Below are 24,655 nucleotides of genomic sequence, written 5' to 3' on the forward strand. Positions count from 1 at the left end.
CAACATAATGAAACGATAACAATGAGTTTAGAATTAACGCACTATCCTGTTCTGGCACAGGCACTGACGCCGGATGAACTCAGAAAGCTGCCACAGGAAAAACTCCGTGAACTGGCTGATGAGTTGCGACAGTTTTTACTGGCTTCAGTTAGTCAGACCAGTGGCCATTTTGCTTCCGGCCTTGGCACAGTAGAACTGACCGTGGCTTTACACTACGTGTATAACACCCCATTCGACCGTTTATTATGGGATGTAGGCCATCAGGCATACCCGCATAAAATTTTGACCGGCCGTGCCGGCCGCATGTCGACGATCCGACAAAAAAATGGTTTGCACCCGTTCCCGTGGCCTCCGGAAAGTGAGTACGACACCTTTGCTGTCGGTCACTCGTCCACATCCATCAGCGCCGCGCTGGGTATGGCTGTAGCAGCAGAAAAAGAAGGCAAAGACCGCAAAGTGGTTGCTGTTATCGGCGACGGTGCAATGACAGCGGGTATGGCGTTTGAAGCGTTGAACCATGCCGGGGACATTAATAAAGACCTGGTGGTGGTACTTAACGACAATGAAATGTCTATCTCGGAAAACGTCGGTGCACTGAACAGTCACCTGGCGCGCCTGCTTACCGGTAACTTTTTCAATAAAATCCGCGATGGCGGTAAAAAGCTGCTGAGTAACGTTCCACCGATTAAAGAGTTTGCCAGCCGTGCAGAAGAGCACATCAAAGGCATGGTAGTGCCGGGCACTATTTTTGAAGAGCTCGGGTTTAATTACATTGGTCCCATCGACGGCCATGATGTTAACGGCATGGTCGATACCCTGCGCAATATGCGTCAGTTCTCAGGCCCGCACATCCTGCACGTAGTTACACGAAAGGGAAAAGGCTACCCGGTAGCGGAACAGGATCCGATAAAATTCCACGCTGTTCCAAAATTTAATCCGGAAGATAACGCTCTGCCTAAATCTGCACCTTCAGCCCCCACGTTTTCGGCCATTTTCGGCCAGTGGTTGTGCGATATGGCGGCTCAGGATCCCAAACTCATGGCTATTACCCCTGCCATGCGTGAAGGATCTGGCATGGTGAAGTTTTCCCAGCAGTTCCCTGAACAATATTTTGATGTGGCCATAGCAGAACAGCACGCTGTGACCTTCGGTGCCGGCCTTGCCAAAGAAGGGTATAACGCCGTTGTTGCCATTTACTCTACCTTCTTGCAAAGGGCTTACGATCAGTTGATCCATGACGTGGCGCTGCAAGACTTACCTGTGCTGTTTGCCATCGACCGCGCCGGTGTGGTTGGTGCAGACGGTCCCACTCACCAGGGCGTATTTGATATTGCGTTTTTACGCTGTATACCTAACATGATCATTATGACCCCTGCTGATGAAGATGAATGCCGTCAGATGCTTTATACCGGTCATAAGGCGCAGAAGCCGGCTGCAGTGCGTTATCCCCGTGGTGCCGGCAAAGGCATCACGCCGCAACAAAGCATGACTGAAATCCCGTTAGGCCAGTCACGTACGCTTCGTAAAGGTAACAAGCTTGCTATTTTGAATTTCGGTACGTTGCTACCTTATGCAGAGGAAGCCGCTGAATCTCTCAATGCCACAGTGGTCGATATGCGGTTTGTTAAACCTCTGGATACTGCGGTTATTGATGAAATCTGCAAGGAGCACGAAGGCATCGTGACCCTGGAAGATGGCTGTATCATGGGCGGTGCCGGTTCTGCAGTAACAGAATATCTGCAATCTGCGAAGCAAAGAATGCACACACTCCATCTTGGTCTCCCTGACAGCTTCATTTTGCAGGGTACCCAGCAGGAAATGTATGCTGAACATGGTCTCGACACCGCCGGTATTATCCGTCAGGTAAAGTCGTATTTTAGCGACTGAGAAAGGATACTGTAATAGATAAACGAAAAAGCCGTTCTGCTTCACACAGAACGGCTTTTTTTTTCGATAAGCCCGTGAAGTTAACCTATGGCGGGAACCAGCCATATAAGAGCATGCAGGCACACACAAGCCATAATCCCCGCAAGAATATCATCCAGCATGATGCCAGGTCCCCCGTGAACCGTTTTATCAACCGGTCCGATAGGCCAGGGCTTCAAAATGTCAAAAATGCGAAACAACACGAAACCGGCAATAAGCGTAGACATACTCAGCGGAACAAATAGAAAAGTGAGAAGCATACCGGCCACTTCATCCCAGACAATGGAGCCGTGATCATGAACGCCCATATCTGTGGCAGTTTTACCGCAAAAGTAAACGCCGGCAATGCAGCTCAATATCGTCGCCGTGATAAAAATAAAGTTACCAGCCGGCGCAAGGAGCAGAATTAAGGGAATCGCTGCCAGAGAACCAAACGTTCCCGGCATCAACGGGATCAGACCGGAGCCAAAGCCCAGTGCACAAAAATGCACCGGATTTTTCATTGATACTCTTGCACGGTACTCAGGTTGCATTAAAAATCGTGCTCGTAGCCCGCAACGTCTTTCAGTTGATACGGCTCGTCATACAATTTTAAGTCTGTTTTGCCTGCCTGGCCGGTTACCTGACCGATACAGGTAGCCTTTACACCTGTGCTGGCCAGAGACGTTTCCAGATTGCCACGCTGCTCTTCGTTTACAGTGAACACCAGTTCATAATCATCACCGGCAGTCAGCGCATAACGGTAGGCATCCTGTGCACCCACACAATTGAACAAGGCCGAAGACACGGGTAAGCGGTCTACGTGTACAGTTGCACCGCAATTTGATGCTTTCAGAATGTGATTTAAATCAGCCAGCAGGCCGTCTGACACATCTATACAGGAAGAGGCAATGCGTCGCAGCGCCGCTCCGACAGCTACTCGCGGAGTGGGATACAAATGACGTTTAACCAGAAACTCCCTGTCTTCCTCTTTGGCTTCACGTGACCCTTTGAGAATATCCAGACCAGCGCCGGCATCACCGGTAGTGCCGGTCACATATATCCAGTCGCCGGGTCTCGCCGTGCTGCGCTTCAACGCTGCTTCGGGGGGAATAAAACCCTGCGCAGTGATAGTCATCGCCAGAGGACCGCGTACCGTGTCACCGCCAATGAGCTGCACAGAATAGTATCTGGTGAGCTCATACAGGCCACTGGCAAATTCTTCCATCCAGGCCTCGTCCACATGAGACATAGACAGGGAAAGAGAAATCCAGGCTGGCTCTGCACCCATTGCGGCGAGATCACTGAGATTAACAGCAACTGCTTTATAGGCAACGGATCTGGCAGGCGCATCTTTAAGGAAATGCACGCCGGACACCAGTGTATCAGTGGTAATGGCGAGCTGCTGATTTGCAGGAACAGACGTAACGGCACAGTCATCACCGATGCCGACGATTACGTCTTTTCGTTGATGGCCGCCATTTGCAAAGTAACGGCCAATAAGATCAAATTCTTTCACGTTTTACCGGTTAATTCAGTGTCGTCGTGTCATTACGTACAGGTACGTAAATAGATCGCTGTTAACGCTCGTGCTGACGTAACGTCTTCACCGCTTTATCTAACGCACCATTGATAAACTTATGGCTTTCTTCGGCACCAAAAGATTTAGCAAGTTCAATGGCTTCGTTAATAATTACACGATAAGGCACGTCCATGCGCTCAGTTAATTCATAGGTAGCAATACGCAGAATCGCTTTTTCGATAGGATCCAGTTCTTCCGGTAAACGGCCAAGGTATGGCTTAATTTTTACGTCTAATGCTTCTGCATTTTCCGCAACACCGCGCAACATGGCCTGGAAATACACCATGTCGACTTTCTGCATATCGTTACTGGTCGCAAGTGATAACTCCACCTGGGCGATATCGTTCTTGCTCATTTGCCATGAATAAACACCCTGAAGGGCAAGTTCTCTGGCTTTATGACGTGCGGATACTTTCACGTAACCCCCGGTTAAAGATCGTTAAGCGCTGAAACAACGTTCACCATCTCAAGGGCACCCAGTGCAGCTTCTGCACCTTTGTTCCCCGCTTTGGTACCGGAACGCTCAATAGCCTGTTCGATAGAATCTGTGGTGATAACACCGAAAGAGACCGGAATACCATACTCCAGTGATACTTGGGCCAGACCTTTGTTACACTCACCGGCAACAAAATCAAAGTGAGGCGTACCACCGCGGATCACCGCACCTAAAGCGATAATCGCATCGAACTGGCCTTTTTCTGCCAGTTTTTTCGCTGCTACAGGTAATTCATATGCACCCGGTACGCGAACCAGGGTGATGTCATTGTCGCTGACTTCACCGTGACGCTCTAACGTATCCAGCGCACCTTCAAGCAAGCTTTCTACAACAAAACTGTTGAAACGTGACACAACAATCGCGAATTTCTTGCCTGTCGCGCGAATATTACCTTCAATTACCTGCATGGTATTCCACCCCTATGAAAAAACGGCGCGCAGTATAGCATAACTGCGCGCAAACTAAATCGAATGTTCACGAATTACACGGGAACTAATTATGAATGTATTCCACCACATCCAGTCCGAAGCCGGACAGCGCATGGTATTTGACCGGCTTGCTGAGCAAACGCATTTTTTTAACGCCCATGGTCGCCAGAATCTGGCTGCCAACACCTACGGTACGTGATGAACCGGTCCAGGTTTTTCCTTCCGGCTTTTCACCACGGTCTTCTGCAGCAAATTGTCTGACCTGCCCTTCCAGGTCTTCTTCTTTACCCAGCACCACCAGCACACCACCCTCGTCTGCAATGCGCTTCATGGCATCAGGTAAAGTCATGGTACGGTTTATCGCGCGGGTAGAACCCAGTAAATCACTAAGCGTATTATGCAAGTGAACACGCACAAGTGTAGGTGTTTCCGGGTCAATGTCACCTTTCTTCAGCGCAAAGTGAATCTGATTATCGATAACATCTTTAAAGGTATGCAGTTCGAACTCACCATATTCCGTAGGCAGGCTGCACTGGGCAACTTTCTCTATTGTGGTTTCGTTCAGATTGCGATATTCAATCAGATCCGCAATTGTGCCGATTTTTATATCGTATTTTTCGGCGAATTTTTCGAGCTCAGGACGACGGGCCATGGTGCCGTCTTCATTGAGGATCTCGACAATAACAGCAGCTGGCTCACAGCCACCAAGGCGGGCAAGATCGACGCTTGCTTCGGTATGACCTGCACGATTCAGCACACCGCCTTCTTTAGCAATTAACGGAAAAATGTGGCCCGGCTGCACAATGTCAGTTGCTTTAGCATCTTTACCTACCGCGGCCAGAATCGTGGTCGCGCGGTCTGCAGCAGAAATACCGGTGGTTACGCCACGGGCTGCTTCAATGGAAACGGTAAAGGCGGTATGAAATTGTGCGCCGTTTTTATCTACCATCAGCGGTAAATTCAAACGTTCACAGCGCTCCTGCGTCATGGGCAGGCATACCAGTCCGCGGGCATGAGTAACCATAAAGTTAATCGCTTCCGGCGTCACATGCTCAGCGGCCATGATGATATCGCCTTCATTCTCGCGATCTTCATCGTCCATCAGGATAACCATTTTACCCTGACGGATATCTTCAATTATTTCAGCTGTGGTGTTGAGTGCCATAATTTCACTTATGTAGGGTTATTTTCTAAGAAAACCATTTTCGGCCAGGAAGGCCATACTAATGTCTTTTTTGGTGGTCTTTTCTGCTGCCTTATCACCCATCATCAGGCGTTCCAGATAGCGGGCAACCACGTCTACTTCCAGATTGAGCCGACTGCCGGCTTTATACGTGCCGATAACCGTTTCCTGCAGGGTGTGAGGGATGATCCACAACATAAACTCATTGCCATCCACCTCATTCACAGTCAGGCTGACGCCGTCCACCGTGATACTGCCTTTATGGGCAATATACTTTGCTAACTCAGTGGGGGCAGAAATCCAGATTTCAATGTAAGTACTGTGTTTAACAATCTTTTTGACTTCACCAACGCCATCCACATGGCCGGATACAATATGACCACCAAAACGATCTGTGGGGCGCATGGCTTTTTCCAGATTCACGGTACTGCCGGGCTTATAATTGGCAAAACCGGTGTAACGGATGGTTTCGGCTGACACGTCAGCACAATAATAATCTGTACCGAAGTCGGTTACTGTGAGACAGACGCCGTTTGTGGCAATACTGTCGCCAAGGGCCACATCAGACATATCCAGCTTTTCCGACGACACAGTCAGCTTGATGTCTTCGCCCCGGTGATCAAGAGACTGAATCGTCCCCAGGGCCTGAATAATTCCGGTAAACATCGTATACCCTCTACAAAAGCGTTACTTAATTATATCGTATGACAAGCGGATATCAGGGCCGGTTTGCCGTACGTCAGTCAGTGACAGTACCGGCGTTTCATCCAGCGACACAAATTCATCCAGCGTGAGCATGCTTTGTGCTTTGTCACCTAACAGTTTGGACGCCTGATACACCACAAGCCGGTCAACTTCACCGGCAGTAAACAATGCACCGGCAAGACCCGGGCCGGCTTCCACCCACACATCATTAATTTGCCGCTCCCCCAGCTTCTCCATGAGCTGAGACAGGTCTATGTAATTGCCACGCATGGAGACGGCTAGTGCAGGGACACTGGTTTGCGGCGCAACTGGCTGACCGGTTACCCGCAGGGTTTTGTGTCCGTCTGTGAATAATTGCAGATCGTCCGGTAACCGGTTGTGGCTGTCTATCACGACCCTGAGCGGCTGCCTTACCGGCGAAACAGGATAATCAGAAAAATTGGCTTCATTTTCCCTGACCAGCAAAGACGGATTGTCGGCCAGTGCAGTGCCACTGCCGGTTAGAATGGCACAACTTGCAGCACGGTGTAATTGCACATCGCGACGGGATTCGGGACTGGTGATCCATTGACTGACGCCGTTAGACAACGCGATTTTGCCATCAAGACTGATACCCAGTTTTACCGTTACCCGCGGTTTGCCTGATACCATGCGTTTGATAAAACCGGGGTTCAATGCTGCCGATTCGGCCGCCAGAATATCAGACACCACATCAATGCCGGCATCCTGAAGTTTTTTTATGCCACGGCCGCTCACCTGAGGGTTCGGATCAGTCATGGCGATAACCACTCTGCTGACACCAGCCTCCACTAAAGCATCGGCACAGGGAGGCGTTCGTCCGAAATGACTGCAGGGCTCAAGTGTGACATAAGCCGTACCGCCACGGGCCTTATCGCCCGCTTCACGAAGAGCATGTACTTCCGCGTGGGGAGTGCCGGCCTGAATATGGTAACCCTGTCCGGCTAAGTCGCCGTTACTGTCAAGAATAATACAACCGACACGGGGATTCGGAGATGTGGTGAACTGACCCTGCGTAGCCAGTCTGATGGCTTTCGCCATCCAGGCGTAGTCCTGAGAAATGGAAACAGCTGACGTGGTTTTCATGGCGGTTATCAGTCTCCTAAACGGGCAATTTCCTCACCAAACTCACGAATATCTTCAAATGAGCGGTACACTGACGCAAACCGTACATAAGCGACTTTGTCCAGCACCTTCAGTGCATCCATAATCAGATTACCAAGGAATTCACTGGAGACTTCCCGCTCACCGGTAGCACGCAATGCAGATTTCAGCGACAAAATCACTTCTTCCACTTTCTCCGTGCTCACAGGGCGCTTTTCCAGTGCCCGCTGCAAGCCGGCGCGCAGCTTATCTTCATTGAACGGCTCTCTCGAACCATCCCGTTTAATGACTCTCGGCATCACTAATTCAGCACTTTCAAAGGTAGTAAAGCGCTCGTGACAGATAACACATTCGCGACGGCGACGTACCTGATGCCCTTCTGCCACCAGACGGGAATCGATAACCTTGGTTTCCTGTGCCGAACAAAACGGGCAAAACATAGCAGGTCCTTTTAACAACAAAGCCGCCAGGCAGCACAGGCTGCTCTGACGGCATAAACTCTTACTGACTAAGAGCGGGGAATTTCATACCGATAAAGCGGCTTACCCGTAAACCGGGAACGCTTTACACAGTTCAACAACTTCACCTTTAACACGCTCAACAACACTTTCATCACCCATGTTGTCCAGAATGTCGCAGATCCAGGTCGCAACCTGTTTCGCCTGCTCTTCTTTGAAGCCACGACGGGTAATCGCCGGACTACCGATACGCAGACCACTGGTCACGAACGGTGAACGTGGATCTTTTGGTACAGAGTTTTTGTTTACAGTGATGTTTGCACGGCCAAGCGCGGCATCAGCGTCTTTACCTGTGATATCTTTCTTAATCAGATCCAGCAGGAACAGGTGGTTTTCAGTACCGCCTGACACTACGTCGTAACCACGCTCCAGCACCACTTCAACCATGGCTTTTGCGTTTTTCACAACTTGCTGCTGATATTCTTTAAATTCAGGCTGAAGGGCTTCTTTGAACGCTACCGCTTTAGCTGCAATAACGTGACACAGAGGACCACCCTGGTTGCCCGGGAATACAGAGCTGTTCAGCTTCTTGTAGATGTCTTCGTCGCCACAGGCAGACAGGATCAGACCACTACGTGGACCCGCAAGGGTTTTGTGAGTCGTGGTAGTCACTACGTGTGCATGAGGCAGCGGGCTCGGATAAACACCGGCAGCAATCAGACCGGCAACGTGTGCCATGTCGACCAGCAGGTACGCACCTACTTTATCTGCGATTTCACGGAAACGGGCCCAGTCAACCACTTTTGAATAAGCAGAGAAACCACCGATAATCATCTTAGGCTTGTGCTCTAAGGCCAGTGCTTCAACCTGCTCGTAATCGATTTCGCCGGTTTCTTCATTCAGACCATACTGTACCGCGTTGTAGGTTTTACCTGAGAAGTTTACGTGAGAACCGTGAGTTAAGTGACCGCCTTCAGACAGACTCATACCCAGAACAGTATCACCGGCATTAATTAGAGCCATAAACGCAGCAGCGTTGGCCTGAGAGCCTGCATGGGGCTGAACGTTGGCGTACTCAGCACCAAACAGTTGCTTAGCACGGTCAATCGCCAGTTGCTCTACCACGTCTACATGCTCACAACCACCATAGTAACGCTTGCCGGGATAACCTTCTGCGTACTTATTCGTTAACTGAGAGCCTTGCGCCTCCATGACACGTGGACTGCAATAGTTTTCTGATGCGATGAGCTCAATGTGATGCTCCTGACGCTCAGCTTCTTTGGCCATGGCATCTGCCAGTTCCGGATCGTAATCCGCAATAGTCATATCGCGAGGTAACATGAAGGCTCCTTACTCTGCGTTTTATGGACAGCTAAAAAATGAGGGGCATATTTTAGTCATTTTAAGCCGCATGTATACTGCTTTATGCCCGTTTCGTTTATATCCGCAGCGGCAGCATTTCTTAACACTGCCCTACCGCTTATACGCCGCGGCCTGCGGCCATATATAACGTTTAATTACAATTCAGAAAGATTTAACCTTTTTCCAGCGCTTTCACACGGTTAAAGAGATCATCGATCTGACGGGTCCGTACAGTCACTTTACGCCAGTCGCGGTTTTTCATGGCCGGCTGACCGGATGAATAAACGCCGGACTCGGTAATATCCTGCACAATCATGGTATAACCGGTTACCTGCACATTGTCGCAAATGCTGATATGTCCATTCACACCACAGCCTCCGCCAAGTATGACGTATTTGCCGATATGACAACTGCCAGCAATGCCTGTAGCGCCGCAAATACAGGAGTGATCACCAATGATACAGTTATGTCCTACCTGTACCTGGTTATCGATAATCACATTCTTACCGATGATGGTATCTTCCATTGCGCCACGGTCGATGCTGCTTGAAGCACCAATTTGTGAATCATCGCCAATCTGTACACTGCCGGTTTGCGGAATGGGCAGCCATGTTCCTTTGTCGTTTGCGTATCCAAAACCTGCCGCTCCAATAACGGTCTGGCTGTGAATAGTCACCCGCTTACCAATCACAATATCGTGATACACGGTGACGTTGGGATAAATGGTCGAACCCTCACCAATTTTCGTGCCTTTTCCAATCACGGTATTTGCGCCGATTCTGACGTTATCACCCAGCATGACATTATCTTCAACAATGACATTGTGACCCAGCGACACATTGGTTCCCAGCGTAGCAGAAGAAGCCACAACCGCTGTTTCAGCGATACCGGATGCCACCTCCGGGGTGGTGTCGAACAACTGGGCTATGCGGGCAAAGGCTGCGTGGGGATTACTGTGAACCAGCGCAGGAACCGGACAGTCGTCCAGCATTTTCTCATTCAAAATCACCGCTCCGGCGGCCGTATCAGCCAGTTGCGACTTATATTTTACGTTGGTCAGAAATGAAATCTGGTGGCCTTTGGACCCGGCCAGAGTGCCCACACCACTCAGCTTTGTTTCGTTGATACGGGCTTCATCACCCGCCACACTGCCACCCACGTGGTCAGCCAGCTCAGTTAAAGTGTATGTGCGTTTTGCGTGTGCCGTCATAGCTTAACCTGTTAGTCAATTTCCTGTGTGTATGGTAATGCAAAATCCCGGATTCGTCCTGACCCTCACCATTAATTTCCTGCCATCCGCCATGTAAACGTTCAAAATTAACCCATTATTGAAAATCACTGCTGGCTTTACTGGTCAGATTGAGGACAAAGCGAGTACAATAGATGGCATATCATTTACTTATATTGAAGCAAGGACACTGTTCGGAACATGTCATCACAATACGTATATTCCATGCACAGGGTTGGCAAAATTGTGCCACCCAACCGTCATATTTTAAAAGATATCTCTCTGAGCTTTTTCCCTGGCGCCAAAATCGGTGTTCTGGGTCTTAACGGTGCGGGTAAATCTACCCTGCTCCGCATCATGGCCGGCGTGGACACCGAAATAGAAGGTGAAGCCCGCCCGCAGCCGGGTATCAACATTGGTTACCTGCCACAGGAACCTAAGCTGGACGAGTCCAAAGACGTACGCGGCAACATCGAAGAAGCGGTTGCTGATGTAAAACACGCCCTTACCCGTCTTGATGAAGTGTATGCCGCCTACGCCGAAGCAGACGCCGATTTTGATGCGCTGGCAAAGGAACAAGGTGAGCTGGAAGCGATTATTCAGGCGAAGGACGGTCATAACCTGGACAACGCCCTGGAACGTGCTGCGGATGCCCTGCGTCTGCCGCCATGGGACGCCGATGTTTCCAAACTGTCCGGTGGTGAACGCCGCCGTGTAGCATTGTGTCGCCTGCTGCTTGAGAAGCCGGATATGCTGCTGCTTGACGAACCGACTAACCACCTGGACGCAGAATCTGTTGCCTGGCTGGAACGCTTCCTTCACGACTATGAAGGTACTGTGGTAGCCATTACCCACGACCGTTATTTCCTTGATAACGTTGCCGGCTGGATCCTGGAACTCGACCGTGGTCACGGTATTCCGTGGGAAGGTAACTATTCATCCTGGCTGGAACAGAAAGAAGCCCGTCTTGCCCAGGAAGAACGCACTGAAAATGCCCGCGTGAAATCCATGAAGCAGGAACTGGAATGGGTGCGCTCGAACCCGAAAGGCCGTCATGCTAAATCGAAAGCACGTATGGCCCGCTTTGAAGAAATGTCCACGTCTGATTACCAGAAGCGTAACGAAACTAATGAACTGTTCATTCCACCGGGTGAGCGACTGGGCGATAAAGTCATTGAAGTGAAGCACCTGAAAAAAGCTTATGGTGACCGTGTACTTATCGATGATATGGACTTCGTAGTACCGAAAGGCGCTATCGTCGGTATTATCGGTCCTAACGGTGCGGGTAAATCTACCCTGTTCAAAATGATCTCAGGTCAGGAGCAGCCGGACGAAGGTGAAGTGGTTATTGGTGATACCGTTCATCTTGCCAGTGTGGAGCAGTTCCGCGACCACATGAATGACAAGAATACCGTGTGGAAAGAAATCTCTGACGATTCTGACATTATCCGCATCGGTAACTTTGAAATTAACAGCCGCGCTTACTGCAGCCGCTTTAACTTCCGTGGCAGCGACCAGCAAAAGTTCATCGGCGATCTGTCCGGTGGTGAGCGCAACCGTGTTCACCTGGCCAAACTGCTGAAAGCCGGCGGCAACGTGTTGCTGCTCGATGAACCGACCAACGACCTGGACGTTGAAACCCTGCGTGCACTGGAAAATGCCTTATTGGAATTCCCGGGCTGTGCCATGGTTATCTCGCACGATCGCTGGTTCCTCGACCGCGTAGCCACGCATATCATTGACTACCGCGATGAAGGTAAAGTTAACTTCTTTGAAGGAAACTACACCGACTACGAAACCTGGCTGAAAGAAAACTTCGGACAGGATGTGGTAGAGCCGCACCGCCTGAAATATAAGCGTATGGCGAAGAAGTAATACACAGGCCCCGCATTTGCGGGGCTTTTACTATCTGGTTGATTAATTTTCCGGCTTTCACAGGATTAATTTGAACGATCAGGTTGACCTTACCCCGTTGTTTACACTAATAATTAAGGGGTAAGTTATCAGGAAGAACAATTGTGGATAAACGACAGTTTCAGCGTGTAGATTTAAAGGTACCGGGAGAGCTCAGTCTCCATGGTAACAGCATACCTGTTACTGTTGAGGATGTATCACTGCAGGGCCTGCGCCTCAGCGCTGCAGAAGCCATGCTGGACATGTTGCCCTTCGACAGTCACGACCCTTACACAGTGATGTTTAAAGCAAATCCCGACAGTCCGTTAATGACACTGTATCTGATCCAGCTTTACCGCCAGTCTCCGCAAAAAGCCGGCGTCATTTATATCGGCTGTAAAGTTGATCACATCGATGTGGAATGTCTCGCCGAACTGCGCCGCCTGATCAATCTGAACAGCGGCAACGATGCGTTAAGCGAAAAAGACATGGACGCCCTGCTCAATGCAGTCTATCCCGGCAACTGAATGCTTAGCTGAGTGCATCCAGCGCTTCTGACAATTGACTCACCGGCACGACCTGCAATCCGGCTACCGGCTGTTTGGGCGCGTTGGATTTAGGCACGATAGCCCGTTTAAAACCGTGCTTGGCGGCTTCTGTGATCCGCTCACTGCCGTTCGGTACCGGTCTGATTTCACCGGCCAGACCCACCTCACCAAATACAATCAAATCTTTTGGTAAAGCACGATTGCGGAAACTGCTGACCATCGCCAGCAATAAGGCTAAGTCAGCACTGGTTTCTGAAATTTTTACACCACCCACCACATTAACAAATACGTCCTGATCGTTCATCTGTACATTACCGTGACGGTGCAATACTGCCAGTAACATGGCGAGCCGGTTTTGTTCCAGACCGACTGCAATCCGGCGGGGATTAGCCATCTGCGAATAGTCCACCAGCGCCTGAATCTCTACCAGCAACGGTCTGGTTCCCTCCCAGACTACCATCACACTGGATCCCGGTGCCTGATTATCCCCCCGACTGAGGAAAATAGCAGAAGGATTGCTGACTTCTTTAAGACCTCTTTCCGTCATGCCGAAAACGCCAAGCTCATTAACAGCACCGAAACGGTTCTTATGACTGCGTAATGTCCTGAAGCGCCCGTCACTCTCACCTTCCAGCATCATTGAACAGTCGATACAGTGCTCAAGGACTTTCGGGCCGGCCAGATTGCCATCTTTCGTTACGTGGCCAACGATAAACATGGCGATATGATGTTGTTTCGCAAAACGGGTCAGATAAGCGGCACTTTCCCTCACCTGCGATACACTGCCGGGAGCTGACTGTACATCAGCTACATTCATTACCTGAATCGAATCAATAACCATTATTTTAGGCTGTTGTGTCAGTGCTAGTTCGCAGATAGTCTCCACATTGGTTTCTGCCAGCATCATCAGCTTATCAGTGGGCAACCCTAATCTTTGAGCGCGCATGGCCACCTGTTGCAACGACTCTTCACCGGTAACGTAAAGCGCGCTGCGTTCTTTGGCTAACTGACACATCACCTGCAGTAACAGTGTACTTTTACCGGCACCGGGTGAACCGCCTATTAACATAGCCGCGCCGGGTACAATGCCACCGCCAAGTACCCGGTCCAGCTCTTTGAAGCCGGAGCTGAATCTGGGTAATGCTTCCAGATCGATGGCATTAAGAGGTTCTATACGGGCATTCGTCTGACCGGCGTAACCGCTGAATCCGGCCTTTGCTGTTTTAGCAGGGGAAACCACAAACTCTGAAATGGTGTTCCAGGATTTGCATTCGCTGCATTGTCCCTGCCACCTTGGAAACTCTGCGCCACAGTCAGAACAGACGTAGGCTGTTTTACGTTTTGCCATTTGAATTAATTTAAAGGTATTATTTTGGGCTATTCTAACGTTATTATGAAGGCACTGCATACCGTATTAAAGTAGGGATGGAGTCCGGGTAAATGTTCACTTACAGTCTCAGCGAAGTCTGCCGATAAGAAATACAACAGGGCAGCCAATTAAGATCAGTAGTTAAAATGGAAAAAGAACTTCAGCAATATGCAGACATCATAGAGCAGCTGAAATCATCAATCGGCGCCCCTGAATTCAATCAAGTTTTGATGCAACTGACGCAGAACCTTCCGTCAGAAAAACGCTTTCTCATCAAAATGGAGTTGAAAAGACTGGCCAAGCCCTGTGTACGCTCAATTGATCTGCGCGGTCAGGTGGACGGTGAATGCAAGCTTTTCGAATACCGTGGCAGGAAGCACTATCTCGATGACGTTGCCATAGACGTTTTTAACCGCCAGGTGAATATCTTCGGAAATTACACCTTTGGTGTTTACGAAACGGTGATGGCAACAGAAAATAACTTCAGAGTGATGCGGGAGCGGGCTGAACAACAAGCTCTGCAAGGCACGGTTAAATCTGACGCTGAAACCAAACAGGAAAATCTTCATCAGTACTCCATTCCTGTTGTTAATTTGCTGAACTATGCTCACCGTAATCAGGAACGGATGAACTTTGCTGTCGCAGTTGAAATACAGGATGAGAGCGGTAGTCAGTACAAAGCCAGTAGTGTGGATATTTCTACTGAAGGGCTCAGGTTGAAGTTACCGAAAGAATACCGCTTCCGGCCAGAACAGAAGTTACACATATTCTTCCGGGGCCTGGAAGATGAGTTTGCCATGGATAAGCGCTCGGGTATTGTTTATGAAGTCATTACCACCAAGTTTGAAAAATCAAATTATTACCTCATTCTTAAACGTAACCGTCAATTCCCTTCCCCGTCATTCGACAAGTTTCTCGATAACTTCATTCATGGCAACAAACGCCGTTATAAAGTTAACCTGACGAACACCATTGATGCCATCGTCAATAAAACTGCAGAGCAGTATATTTCCCCCTGTAGTCCGTCGCTGCCGGTATTCATCGACAGTATCAATGACGCATTGCTTCCCCGTTATGCCATGCTCAATACCATCAACAAGGATATCCTGGATTACTGGAAGGATGAGACCGGTGAGATCAAACTGGGCTATTTGCTGAAACCTTCGCGACTGGCAAAATTGCAGGCTGATGCAGATAAACATAACGAACTGTATGTTTATTGTTTCACCCACATCCAGAACGGTGCGGTGTATTTCTACTCGGCGTCCACACGTGAACTGGAACAAAAAGAATCACTCAAGTCTGTTTTCATCGGATTTGGTTCCCGGAAAGTCAGCTGGCGGGTATTTAAACTGACAATTAGCACCATGTCACCGGATGAAGCGCATTGTCCGCTTTCTATTCCGGATGACGTAGGCAGTGTGGCAAAGAAACAAAACACGCCGCCTTCAGCCCGCCTGATGGCAAAACTAAAACGTCTTCAATACCTTGTGCATATTACAGATGTCACCTCTGAAAGCGGACAACGGCAATATGCGGCGTTAAAATTTGACCGTAGTAACCTCGCCCATCTTCGCATTTTTGCTCACCCCAGAAATAAGCAACCGGCCCCTATCCGCCCTTATCGTTATCGTTTTCAGGAACAACGGATGGAAACCCGCTACATTCTGCGGTCGCCAGTTGTGTTAAGTGGCCTGAATGAAACCATGCAGTGCAAGGGGATTTCTGAAGATATCTCCATATCCGGCCTGCGCCTTGAAATTCCCGGCGAGTTTGACGGAGAAAAAGGCAGCCTGGTGAAAATTGCGCTGCCTGAACTGCAAGCGCTGACGACCAGGCACGATGTGACCGGATTGATTTACGAAGTGGTTTATTACAATACAGACCGCAATATTGTGCATCTTCGTGCCGCCGAAGGTGAACCGGGCGCTGCAGCCAGAAAGTTTTTTGATAATCTGATCAAGCAGAACAAACAGGCACTGCAAACCTATCCGGAAGAAGAGGAAATTCCGGGTATCGGTCATGCCCTGCGTTGTATTAACGCCCGTCACACACCTAATTTCGCTTTTCTGCTGGCCAAAAACGGTATTCGCTACGAGGCGGATATGGCTGTCATGAACGGAGTGAATTCTGTATCAGCACGCATGCTGACCCATTTCACCGGCAGTCGTAAAACCAACGTTGAGTTTCTCTACCGGGATAAGAACCTGGAAGCTCCGCTCATGCTTCATGGCATTAAAACCATGAGACTGGAAAATCAGCCATTACGGCAAGAGCTTTTTGTTGCTTATGATCCGGCCCGTAAGAACAGCAAACTGGCCATATTGCCTAAGCTGGATAAAGATTTTGCCAATGATGACACCAGAAAGTCCTTTATCACTGAAGCGCTGGCAAGAGGTCACTTTATTGCCATGCAGGTTATTTTAACGACCACAGGTAAACCGGATCTGGACATGCTGCAAGCCGAATTAAGCTATGTCAGCATGTACGCATTGCACCGCGCTAAAGAACTGGAAGAGAAGATCTGGGGTATGGGCGCATCTGTGCACCTTGTCGATATGACCAGCGAAGTAATGACGCGTTTTGGCTATGACAAAGCAACCATATCCCGTAACAGTCAGCTAAGAGCCGTCAGCGAATCGACAGCGCAGATTGAAAAAATCCTCAACAATTAAACAAAGAAGGCATGCTCACGGCATGCCTTCATCGCTTTGCTCTGTTTCAGGTTGTTATTCAGCCAGCAAATACAACATGCCGTGCAAACCTGAGAACCGGATGGCCGTATCAGCTTTTTCCCTTACCAGCGGTTTAGCATGACAAGCCACACCCAATGCTGCTTTTGCCATCATTACCAGATCATTAGCGCCGTCTCCCATAGCGACGGTTTGTGACATAGGTATTTGCCATTCGCTGGCCAGAGACTCAACCGTGCGCGCTTTCACTTCAGCATCCACGATTTCACCGGTCACCTCTCCGGCAAGCACGTCGCCATCGGTTTTCAAGGTATTGGAGAATGCTGCATGCAGGCCAAGCCGTTCTTTTACGTGATCGGCAAAATAAGTGAACCCGCCGGAGGCAATAGCGATTTTCCAGCCATGCTCTTTTAACACGGATACCAGTGGTACAACGCCCGGCATTAACGGAATACTGTCACGGATTTGGGCCAGCTGTGAAACCGGTACACCTTTCAGGCAGGCCACCCGTGATATTAAACTTTCACTAAAAGCCAGTTCCCCGCGCATGGCCCTTGCGGTTACAGCGGCAACCTTGTCACCGAGGCCGGCCAGTTTGGCTATCTCATCAATACACTCAATTTGTATGATGGTGCTGTCCATGTCCATCACCAGCAAACCGGGCGCAGACAACGATGGCCGGGCAGCCTGAACCACTACATCTACCCACAACGATTCAGCCAGTTTTTCCAACAGCGGCTTTAACGCCGGCACATCAGCCGTTGTTATTGAACCCGTTACGACGGTTTCGTGGAACTTACCGCTAAGGGCATGTAACCGGAAACCGGACAGCGTTGCGACTGGTGCCAGTGCGTCAGACACTTTTTCAAGTTGCCAGGCGGTCAGCGCCGGCGCATAGACAGTGATAACAGCGTCATTATTGTCTGAAGAGACTGCACCTGTGCTCTGCCACTGGCCGCCTGAAAAAACGATGCCGGCGGGATGCGTTTCCAGCGCAGTTATTAGCGCAGCATGAGAATGTACTGAAGATAAAGCTACTGAATTCAATGTAAGAGGTTCCGCTACTCAAAGTATGCGTATCCTAGCGAATTCAGTGACCGGGGAAAACTGCCATTTATGAATAGATTATGCTCATGATGGCAAAAACGGTATGATGACGGCAAATGCGCTTTTTCTCTGACTATGACTGATAAATACGCGGCCTGGAGAACACCGGCCCCGGAAAAGAAACACTGGTTTGCCTGGTTGCAACGCAGAAGTGTGCACATTACTGCATTCACCCTGCTGATTATGGCACTGGTGAGCCTGTGTGTGATTGAGTCGCGGCATGCTTTACGTGAAGCGGGACAGGCAGCGTCAGTCCCGGTCGACGTGCTGGGCGAACAATACGCCCTTATTCTGGCAGGTCCGGTTTATTCAAAGAATGGCGATGTCATTGCACTACATTTAAGCCGCCTTGCAGAAACAAACTTCATTCTCGCTGCGGCAGTATTCGATAATAAAGGCAAACGCCTCGGTGTGGTGACACAGAAATCTTCAGTAACTGAAGAGTCTCCGGAACAAAATCAGCTGGTAAGATTATTTTCCATAACAGACGACAACGGCAGTCAAACCGGCGTGTTGCAGATCACCGTTGACAGTGCCCGACTTCTCAACGACGAATACGCACTAATGCAGTCTGAACGTGCAATTCAGGCGGGGATCTTAATGACCGGATTATTTGCCGGATGCATTCTGACTGCAGCGGGCTGGCGATACCGCTACTATTTTATCAATAAAATGCGTTAGCCAGTGCAGCTCAGGGCTGAACAAACAGGTCACGGAAATTGGCAGTGGTTTTCGTTGTAACCTCAGCCACAGACACACCAAATGCTTCTGCCAGCACCTGTGCAATTTGCACCAGCCGCGCCGGTTCATTCCGTTGCCCCTGAAACCCTAGCAGGGGCATGTCCGGAGAATCGGTTTCCAGCAGAATATTATCCAGCCCGGTCTCAACCAGAGCATCCAGTGTTTTCTTACCACGGGGATAGGTAATTGTGCCCCCTGCACCTAATTTAAAGCCCATTTCAACATACTGAGCAGCGACCTGTGTATTGCCGGAAAAAGCATGCACCACACCGCCACAGGAAAAGCCTGCCTGTTTAATCATTGCGGGCAAACGATGATGAGTTTTAAGGTGGTGAAGGATAACCGGTAATTCACACTGCTTTGCCACGTCCAGTTGTGCGAGTAACCACTTCTCCTGTTCCGCAAGAGGCAGTTCTATTGTGGCATCGAGACCAATTTCGCCGATAGCGCATACTGACTGGCGGTGTTCTGCGACCGCCTTTTGCAATTTTGACACAGCATCATCAAGGGAACCGCGAATAAACCAGGGGTGGATGCCAAAGGCGAGGAAGATATCAGAATGGCGGGCCTGGATGGCAAGCTGTATTTCCCAGCCTGCCGGTGTGGTGCCGGGGATCAGGAAGCCACTGATACCTGCCTCCCCTGCCCGTTTAAGCACACCGTTAAGATCATGCTCAAAGGCGGGTAAATCAAGGTGACAGTGGCTGTCTATCATGTTGCGGGCATATCTCAGGGCATAAGCCGCTGAGTACTCCATGTACCGTCTTCTGTTTTATTGTATTCGAAACGATCGTGAAGCCGGTCTTCACCACCCTGCCAGAATTCAATCTGATGCGGCTTTACACAGAAACCTCCCCAGAAATCCGGCACAGGAAGTTCTTTATTAGCAAACTTGTTTTTCAGTTGCTGAAATTGTGTCATCAGCAATTCACGGGTAGCAATGGGCTGGCTTTGTTTTGATGCATATGCTGCCAGCTGGCTGTCTTTCGGGCGGGAAAAGAAGTACTTTGCATTTTCCGCAGTACTCAATTTTTCGGCCACGCCGCATACCCGCACCTGGCGCTCCATGAAAAACCAGGGAAAATGCAGAGAGATTTTATTATTCTGTCCCAGCTCTCTGGCCTTACGGCTGCCAAGGTTGGTATAGAATAAAAAGCCTTCTTCACTCACATCTTTCAGCAGCACAATACGCTGAGATGGTTGCCCGCTGCTGTCTACCGTTGCCACAGTCATGGCTGTAGGATCCGGAATATTTGCGTTAATGGCATCGTTCAGCCACTGCCGGAACAACGCTACCGGATGCTCAGTTAACTGAGTATCATCCAGACGGCCAGCAGAATATTGCCGCCGAATATCAGAAAGAGACATAGCACCTCCTTACAACGGTGAAACAAAAAGTAGATTAATCGTCGCCGTAGCCTAATGAACGCAAGGCCCGGTCATCGTCCGCCCAGCCTTGTTTCACTTTAACCCAAAGTTCAAGAAACACTTTGTTGTCGAACAGGTTTTCCATATCTTTGCGGGCCTGCTCGCCGATAGTTTTAATATGATTTCCGGCTTTGCCGATGACCATGCGTTTCTGGCTGTCACGCTCAACCAGGATAAGACCGTTAATACGGTAAACCCCGTTTTCCATCATTTTGAATTGTTCTATCTCAACCGTAGTGGAATAAGGCAGTTCATCACCGGTGAAGCGCATCAGTTTTTCACGGATAATTTCCGCCGCCATGAACCGGCTCGAACGGTCGGTAATGTAATCTTCGGGGAAGTAAAATTCGCTTTCCGGCAAAGACTGCTGCACGGTGTCCCGTAACGCATCCACCTGCTTGCCGTTTTTCGCACTGACGGGGAAAATATGCTCAAACGTGTGCAGTGACGACAGCTTCTGAATCTGAGCCATCAGACTTTCTTTGTCTTCTACCTTGTCGACTTTATTGACCACCAGGTAACAAGGTAAACGGCTGTTTTTCACCTTTTCCAGTACCATGGTATCGTCTTCGGTCCAGCGTGTGCCTTCCACCACAAACAGAACCAGACCCACTTCAGCCAGTGAGCTCGATGCAGCACGGTTCATGTAACGGTTAATGGCCCGTTTCTCGTCCTGGTGCAACCCGGGCGTATCCACGTAAACTGTCTGGCATTGTGCCTCGGTATCGATACCCAAAATACGGTGACGGGTGGTCTGGGGCTTTCTGGAAGTAATACTGACTTTCTGACCCAGGATACGGTTCAGTAATGTAGATTTACCCACATTTGGACGGCCGACAATGGCCACCAGGCCACAGCGGGTATCAACATCTTCATTCAGATGCATGTTCAAGCTTCTCCAACGTTTCTTTTGCAGCTTGCTGTTCTGCTTTACGCCGGCTGTTCCCTGTGCCGAAAACGGGCTTTTCAAGTTGCGCTACAGTGCAACTGACTTCAAAAGTCTGCGCGTGATCCTTGCCGCTTATTCCTACCACTTCATACACCGGAAGAGGTTCACGGCGTGACTGTAAATATTCCTGTAAACGGGTTTTACTGTCTTTCGGGTGTTCATTCGGATCGAGCCGGTCAATACGGGCAGACCACAAACTCAGAATCACTTTGCTGACGGTGTCTATTCCGGCATCCAGATAGATGGCACCCAGTATGGCTTCCACAGCATCAGCGAGGATGGAACTGCGGCGATGACCACCACTTTTCAGTTCACCCTGCCCCAGTTTAAGCAATTCACCTACGCCGGCTTCTTTCGCCATTTCGGCCAGGGTATCGCCCTTCACCAGGGTTGAACGCATGCGGGTCAATTTTCCCTCCGGTACAGACGGGAAACGGGCGAACAGTGCATCTGCGATGACCATGCCTAATACGGCATCGCCCAGAAATTCCAGCCGTTCATTGTGCTTTTTCGCTGCACTGCGGTGGGTTAAAGCCTGCTCAAGCAAACCTTCGTCTTTAAAGCGGTAATCCAGTAATTTTGATAACCGTGCGTATCTGTCGATACCCTGCATTACTCTATGCCACCAATCCGGTTAAATCTGATACCTGTCGGTACCCATCCCGGTAACACGCTGTCTGCCGGACGTTCAAACTCAAAACTGATCCAGATAGCCACGGCTTTACCTACCAGATTATCATCAGGAACAAATCCCCAGAAGCGGCTGTCACGGCTGTTTTCACGGTTGTCGCCTAATACAAAGTATTGTCCTTCAGGAACAATCCATTCATTACTGCGGGTACCCGGTTGCGTGTAAAAATTTGATGCCGGAATACTGCGTCCGGGATTGCGCAAAATGTCGTGGGTCACATCGCCAAGTTGCTCGGTGTAACGCAACAACGGCACCATATCCTGCACAAATTCGCCGCGCTCTTTAAATTCCAGAGGTACCGGTTGCTGTTTCGGGCAGTCGCTGCCGCTTTCACAGTATGGCTTAATAAAAACTTGTTTGTTCTGATACACAATGGTGTCGCCCGGCAGACCCACTACACGTTTAATGTAGTCTACATTCGGATCTTCGGGGTATTTGAATACCACGACATCACCACGCTCCGGTTCACCGGTTTCCAGAAACTTGCTGCGGAACACCGGGTCTTTTAAGCCGTAGGCATACTTTTCAACCAGAATGAAATCGCCTACCAGTAAGGTAGGCATCATAGAACCGGAAGGAATTTGAAACGGTTCGTACAAAAAAGAACGTAACACCAGTACAAACGCGATGACCGGAAAAATTTGTTGTGATGTATCCACCAGCCAGGGCAACTCACTTTGAGGACCCGTTGATGAACCACCGGCTACCGCTTCACCACCTGCGAGCTTTTCCTTTCTTGCCGGTGCCCACAGCAAACTGTCCAGCAGCCAGATTAATCCGGTTGCTACTGTCAGGATCACCAACAAAATTGAAAAATAATTTGCCATTACTTACCTACCTTGAGAACAGCGAGGAACGCATCCTGAGGTAATTCAACATTACCTACCTGCTTCATGCGTTTCTTTCCTTCTTTTTGTTTTTGCAGCAGTTTTTTCTTACGGCTCACGTCACCACCATAACACTTGGCGATAACGTTTTTGCGCAGCTGTTTAACTGTGCTTCGTGCAATAATATGGTTACCGATAGCAGCCTGAATAGCGATATCAAACATCTGGCGCGGGATCAGTTCACGTAACTTTTCAACCAGTTCACGACCACGGCCCTGACTGTTTTCACGGTGCGTGATCATGGCCAGTGCATCCACACGTTCGCCGTTGATAAGTACATCAACACGCACCATGTCAGACTGCTGGAAGCGCTTGAAGTTATAGTCCAGTGAAGCAAAACCACGGCTGGTTGATTTCAACCGGTCAAAGAAGTCCATTACGACTTCAGCCATCGGTATTTCATAGGTTACCGCGACTTGCTTACCATGATAAGTCATGCTGGTCTGCATTCCACGCTTCTCAACGCAAAGTGTGATGACATTACCGAGGTATTCCTGAGGAACGAGAATGTTTGCCTCTACCATCGGCTCGTGAATCTCTTCGATTTCATTCACCGGCGGTAAATTAGAAGGGTTATCAACCTGTATGGTTTCCCCTTTGGTTGTAACAACCTGATAGATTACGGTTGGTGCGGTGGTGATAAGATCAAGATCATATTCCCGCTCCAGACGCTCCTGAATGATTTCCATGTGCAGCATGCCAAGGAAACCAATCCGGAAACCAAAGCCAAGAGCGGCCGAGCTTTCCGGCTCGAAAAACAACGACGCATCGTTAAGGCTTAACTTAGATAATGCATCACGGAAATCTTCGTAATCGTCTGAACTGACCGGGAACACACCGGCATAAACCTGAGGTTTTACTTTCTTAAAGCCCGGCAGCGGCTTGTCAGCCGGTTCACGTGCCAGGGTGATAGTATCACCCACAGGGGCACCGTGGATTTCTTTAATACCGGCAATGATAAAACCAACTTCTCCGGCACGAAGAACACCGGTTTCAGTTTGCTTAGGAGTAAAGATACCCACTTTGTCCGCCTGGTGAGTCTGCCCGTTAGACATGATTTTAATTTTGTCTTTTACGTTCAGTTCGCCCTGTACAATCCGTACCAGAGATACAACGCCCTGGTAGTTATCGAACCAAGAATCAACAATCAGCGCTTTCAGCGGTGCATTTCTTTCACCTTCCGGCGGCGGAACACGGTTAACAATAACTTCCAGTACGTCTTCAATACCCACGCCGGTTTTGGCTGAGCAACGCACAGCATCGATGGCGTCTATGCCGACGATGTCTTCAATTTCTTCTGCTACACGCTCAGGTTCAGCCTGCGGCAAATCAATTTTGTTGAGGATTGGCACCACTTCCATATCCATATCAATGGCGGTGTAGCAGTTTGCCAGAGTCTGTGCTTCTACGCCCTGTCCGGCATCAACCACCAGCAGCGCACCTTCACAGGCTGCCAGTGAGCGGGATACTTCGTAAGTGAAGTCCACGTGTCCCGGCGTATCGATAAAGTTTAACTGATAGGTTTCACCATCTTTCGCGGTGTAGTTCAACGTTACACTTTGCGCTTTGATGGTAATACCACGTTCGCGCTCAATATCCATCGAATCCAGCACCTGTTCGGCCATTTCCCTGTCAGTCAGTCCTCCGCAATGCTGGATAAGACGATCAGACAGTGTAGATTTACCGTGATCGATGTGTGCGATGATGCTGAAATTACGTATGTGCGACTGTTGCATAATGCTGGAAAATGTCCTGCGAGAATTAAGTTAAACAAACCGGATTTTATTTGAACCGGCAAAACCACAATACTTCTGCCCGGGAAAGTTAATACGGCAGCGCAAAGCGTGCGGATTTTACCTATTTCTTCACTGAAAAGCGAA

General features: G+C 49.5%; 23 protein-coding genes. 5 read left to right on the plus strand and 18 right to left on the minus strand.

Annotated features, from left to right (window positions below):
• Positions 1–21 precede the first annotated feature (21 nt).
• Entirely contained in the window at positions 22–1,887 is a 1,866-nt protein-coding gene (gene dxs, locus ACXAGC_RS03495; protein ID WP_474842459.1) for a 1-deoxy-D-xylulose-5-phosphate synthase, read from the plus strand.
• An 80-nt stretch (positions 1,888–1,967) separates the two neighbouring features.
• On the opposite strand, the gene ACXAGC_RS03500 is transcribed toward dxs, so the two are convergent.
• The 10 genes from ACXAGC_RS03500 to lpxD form a co-directional block, all read right to left on the minus strand.
• A complete protein-coding gene (locus ACXAGC_RS03500) occupies positions 1,968–2,459 on the minus strand; it encodes a phosphatidylglycerophosphatase A family protein (RefSeq protein ID WP_474842461.1) in 492 nt (163 codons plus the stop codon).
• Entirely contained in the window at positions 2,459–3,424 is a 966-nt protein-coding gene (gene thiL / locus ACXAGC_RS03505; protein WP_349587900.1) for a thiamine-phosphate kinase, read from the minus strand. The genes ACXAGC_RS03500 and thiL overlap by 1 nt, the downstream gene beginning before the upstream one ends.
• A 61-nt stretch (positions 3,425–3,485) precedes the next feature.
• Positions 3,486–3,905 carry a transcription antitermination factor NusB gene (nusB, locus tag ACXAGC_RS03510; RefSeq protein WP_119501924.1) on the minus strand — a complete coding sequence of 140 codons (420 nt, stop codon included), beginning with the start codon at positions 3,903–3,905 and terminating at the stop codon, positions 3,486–3,488.
• 11 nt (positions 3,906–3,916) lie between these two features.
• Entirely contained in the window at positions 3,917–4,390 is a 474-nt protein-coding gene (gene ribH / locus ACXAGC_RS03515; protein WP_119501925.1) for a 6,7-dimethyl-8-ribityllumazine synthase, read from the minus strand.
• 85 nt (positions 4,391–4,475) lie between these two features.
• On the minus strand, positions 4,476–5,576 hold the full coding sequence (gene ribBA / locus ACXAGC_RS03520) for a bifunctional 3,4-dihydroxy-2-butanone-4-phosphate synthase/GTP cyclohydrolase II (protein ID WP_119501926.1): 1,101 nt from the start codon (positions 5,574–5,576) through the stop codon (positions 4,476–4,478).
• Positions 5,577–5,594: 18 nt separating this feature from the next.
• Positions 5,595–6,260 (minus strand): riboflavin synthase, encoded by a 666-nt coding sequence (locus tag ACXAGC_RS03525; RefSeq protein ID WP_474842465.1) that lies wholly within the window; start codon positions 6,258–6,260, stop codon positions 5,595–5,597.
• Positions 6,261–6,281: 21 nt separating this feature from the next.
• On the minus strand, positions 6,282–7,403 hold the full coding sequence (gene ribD, locus ACXAGC_RS03530; RefSeq protein WP_474842467.1) for a bifunctional diaminohydroxyphosphoribosylaminopyrimidine deaminase/5-amino-6-(5-phosphoribosylamino)uracil reductase RibD: 1,122 nt from the start codon (positions 7,401–7,403) through the stop codon (positions 6,282–6,284).
• Positions 7,404–7,411: 8 nt separating this feature from the next.
• Positions 7,412–7,861: a transcriptional regulator NrdR gene (nrdR, locus tag ACXAGC_RS03535; protein WP_119501929.1), complete on the minus strand. Its 450-nt coding sequence runs from the start codon at positions 7,859–7,861 to the stop codon at positions 7,412–7,414.
• A gap of 102 nt (positions 7,862–7,963) precedes the next feature.
• Positions 7,964–9,220 carry a serine hydroxymethyltransferase gene (glyA, locus tag ACXAGC_RS03540; protein WP_303573109.1) on the minus strand — a complete coding sequence of 419 codons (1,257 nt, stop codon included), beginning with the start codon at positions 9,218–9,220 and terminating at the stop codon, positions 7,964–7,966.
• A gap of 193 nt (positions 9,221–9,413) precedes the next feature.
• Entirely contained in the window at positions 9,414–10,451 is a 1,038-nt protein-coding gene (gene lpxD / locus ACXAGC_RS03545) for a UDP-3-O-(3-hydroxymyristoyl)glucosamine N-acyltransferase (protein WP_474842470.1), read from the minus strand.
• Between the two features lie 219 nt (positions 10,452–10,670).
• On the opposite strand from lpxD, the gene ettA reads away from it, so the two are divergent.
• Positions 10,671–12,344 (plus strand): energy-dependent translational throttle protein EttA, encoded by a 1,674-nt coding sequence (gene ettA, locus ACXAGC_RS03550; protein ID WP_119501932.1) that lies wholly within the window; start codon positions 10,671–10,673, stop codon positions 12,342–12,344.
• Between the two features lie 143 nt (positions 12,345–12,487).
• On the plus strand, positions 12,488–12,889 hold the full coding sequence (locus tag ACXAGC_RS03555; protein WP_474842472.1) for a PilZ domain-containing protein: 402 nt from the start codon (positions 12,488–12,490) through the stop codon (positions 12,887–12,889).
• A 4-nt stretch (positions 12,890–12,893) separates the two neighbouring features.
• Here ACXAGC_RS03555 and radA read toward each other — a convergent pair whose 3' ends face one another.
• The gene (gene radA / locus ACXAGC_RS03560) at positions 12,894–14,258 is read right to left on the minus strand and encodes a DNA repair protein RadA (protein WP_474842474.1); all 1,365 of its coding nucleotides are present in this window, start codon (positions 14,256–14,258) and stop codon (positions 12,894–12,896) included.
• A 167-nt stretch (positions 14,259–14,425) separates the two neighbouring features.
• Here radA and ACXAGC_RS03565 point away from each other — a divergent pair, with 167 nt between their 5' ends.
• Positions 14,426–16,954 (plus strand): PilZ domain-containing protein, encoded by a 2,529-nt coding sequence (locus ACXAGC_RS03565; protein ID WP_474842476.1) that lies wholly within the window; start codon positions 14,426–14,428, stop codon positions 16,952–16,954.
• A 54-nt stretch (positions 16,955–17,008) separates the two neighbouring features.
• Here the strand turns inward: ACXAGC_RS03565 and serB are convergent, their stop codons facing one another.
• Positions 17,009–18,019, minus strand: coding sequence for a phosphoserine phosphatase SerB (gene serB, locus ACXAGC_RS03570; protein WP_474842478.1), 1,011 nt, complete (start codon positions 18,017–18,019; stop codon positions 17,009–17,011).
• Positions 18,020–18,154: 135 nt separating this feature from the next.
• Between serB and ACXAGC_RS03575 the strand changes: the two genes are divergently transcribed.
• Positions 18,155–18,760: a hypothetical protein gene (locus tag ACXAGC_RS03575; RefSeq protein WP_474842480.1), complete on the plus strand. Its 606-nt coding sequence runs from the start codon at positions 18,155–18,157 to the stop codon at positions 18,758–18,760.
• Positions 18,761–18,770: 10 nt separating this feature from the next.
• On the opposite strand, the gene ACXAGC_RS03580 is transcribed toward ACXAGC_RS03575, so the two are convergent.
• From ACXAGC_RS03580 to lepA, 6 genes are read right to left on the minus strand one after another with little or no spacing between them, the layout of a single operon-like run.
• A complete protein-coding gene (locus ACXAGC_RS03580) occupies positions 18,771–19,577 on the minus strand; it encodes a TatD family hydrolase (RefSeq protein ID WP_474842482.1) in 807 nt (268 codons plus the stop codon).
• The gene (pdxH, locus tag ACXAGC_RS03585; protein WP_474842484.1) at positions 19,550–20,188 is read right to left on the minus strand and encodes a pyridoxamine 5'-phosphate oxidase; all 639 of its coding nucleotides are present in this window, start codon (positions 20,186–20,188) and stop codon (positions 19,550–19,552) included. Before pdxH ends, ACXAGC_RS03580 begins: the two co-directional genes overlap by 28 nt.
• A 34-nt stretch (positions 20,189–20,222) precedes the next feature.
• A complete protein-coding gene (gene era / locus ACXAGC_RS03590) occupies positions 20,223–21,134 on the minus strand; it encodes a GTPase Era (protein WP_474842486.1) in 912 nt (303 codons plus the stop codon).
• A complete protein-coding gene (gene rnc / locus ACXAGC_RS03595; RefSeq protein WP_119501940.1) occupies positions 21,121–21,810 on the minus strand; it encodes a ribonuclease III in 690 nt (229 codons plus the stop codon). The genes era and rnc overlap by 14 nt, the downstream gene beginning before the upstream one ends.
• On the minus strand, positions 21,810–22,715 hold the full coding sequence (lepB, locus tag ACXAGC_RS03600) for a signal peptidase I (protein WP_474842489.1): 906 nt from the start codon (positions 22,713–22,715) through the stop codon (positions 21,810–21,812). Before lepB ends, rnc begins: the two co-directional genes overlap by 1 nt.
• Positions 22,715–24,511, minus strand: coding sequence for a translation elongation factor 4 (lepA, locus tag ACXAGC_RS03605; RefSeq protein WP_474842491.1), 1,797 nt, complete (start codon positions 24,509–24,511; stop codon positions 22,715–22,717). Before lepA ends, lepB begins: the two co-directional genes overlap by 1 nt.
• Between the last annotated feature and the right edge of the window lie 144 nt (positions 24,512–24,655).

The sequence above is a fragment of the Alteromonas sp. AWJ4_197 genome (assembly GCF_056160285.1).

Coding starts and splice junctions, on each gene's coding strand:
- ribBA (WP_119501926.1), bottom strand. CDS start 5,576: ATGGCACTCAACACCACAGCTGAAATAATTGAAGATATCCGTCAGGGT.
- ACXAGC_RS03580 (WP_474842482.1), bottom strand. CDS start 19,577: ATGGAGTACTCAGCGGCTTATGCCCTGAGATATGCCCGCAACATGATA.
- ACXAGC_RS03525 (WP_474842465.1), bottom strand. CDS start 6,260: ATGTTTACCGGAATTATTCAGGCCCTGGGGACGATTCAGTCTCTTGAT.
- glyA (WP_303573109.1), bottom strand. CDS start 9,220: ATGTTACCTCGCGATATGACTATTGCGGATTACGATCCGGAACTGGCA.
- ribH (WP_119501925.1), bottom strand. CDS start 4,390: ATGCAGGTAATTGAAGGTAATATTCGCGCGACAGGCAAGAAATTCGCG.
- lepB (WP_474842489.1), bottom strand. CDS start 22,715: ATGGCAAATTATTTTTCAATTTTGTTGGTGATCCTGACAGTAGCAACC.
- rnc (WP_119501940.1), bottom strand. CDS start 21,810: ATGCAGGGTATCGACAGATACGCACGGTTATCAAAATTACTGGATTAC.
- ACXAGC_RS03575 (WP_474842480.1), top strand. CDS start 18,155: ATGACTGATAAATACGCGGCCTGGAGAACACCGGCCCCGGAAAAGAAA.
- ribD (WP_474842467.1), bottom strand. CDS start 7,403: ATGAAAACCACGTCAGCTGTTTCCATTTCTCAGGACTACGCCTGGATG.
- lpxD (WP_474842470.1), bottom strand. CDS start 10,451: ATGACGGCACACGCAAAACGCACATACACTTTAACTGAGCTGGCTGAC.
- pdxH (WP_474842484.1), bottom strand. CDS start 20,188: ATGTCTCTTTCTGATATTCGGCGGCAATATTCTGCTGGCCGTCTGGAT.
- ACXAGC_RS03500 (WP_474842461.1), bottom strand. CDS start 2,459: ATGCAACCTGAGTACCGTGCAAGAGTATCAATGAAAAATCCGGTGCAT.
- ACXAGC_RS03565 (WP_474842476.1), top strand. CDS start 14,426: ATGGAAAAAGAACTTCAGCAATATGCAGACATCATAGAGCAGCTGAAA.
- lepA (WP_474842491.1), bottom strand. CDS start 24,511: ATGCAACAGTCGCACATACGTAATTTCAGCATCATCGCACACATCGAT.
- radA (WP_474842474.1), bottom strand. CDS start 14,258: ATGGCAAAACGTAAAACAGCCTACGTCTGTTCTGACTGTGGCGCAGAG.
- nrdR (WP_119501929.1), bottom strand. CDS start 7,861: ATGTTTTGCCCGTTTTGTTCGGCACAGGAAACCAAGGTTATCGATTCC.
- ettA (WP_119501932.1), top strand. CDS start 10,671: ATGTCATCACAATACGTATATTCCATGCACAGGGTTGGCAAAATTGTG.
- dxs (WP_474842459.1), top strand. CDS start 22: ATGAGTTTAGAATTAACGCACTATCCTGTTCTGGCACAGGCACTGACG.
- era (WP_474842486.1), bottom strand. CDS start 21,134: ATGCATCTGAATGAAGATGTTGATACCCGCTGTGGCCTGGTGGCCATT.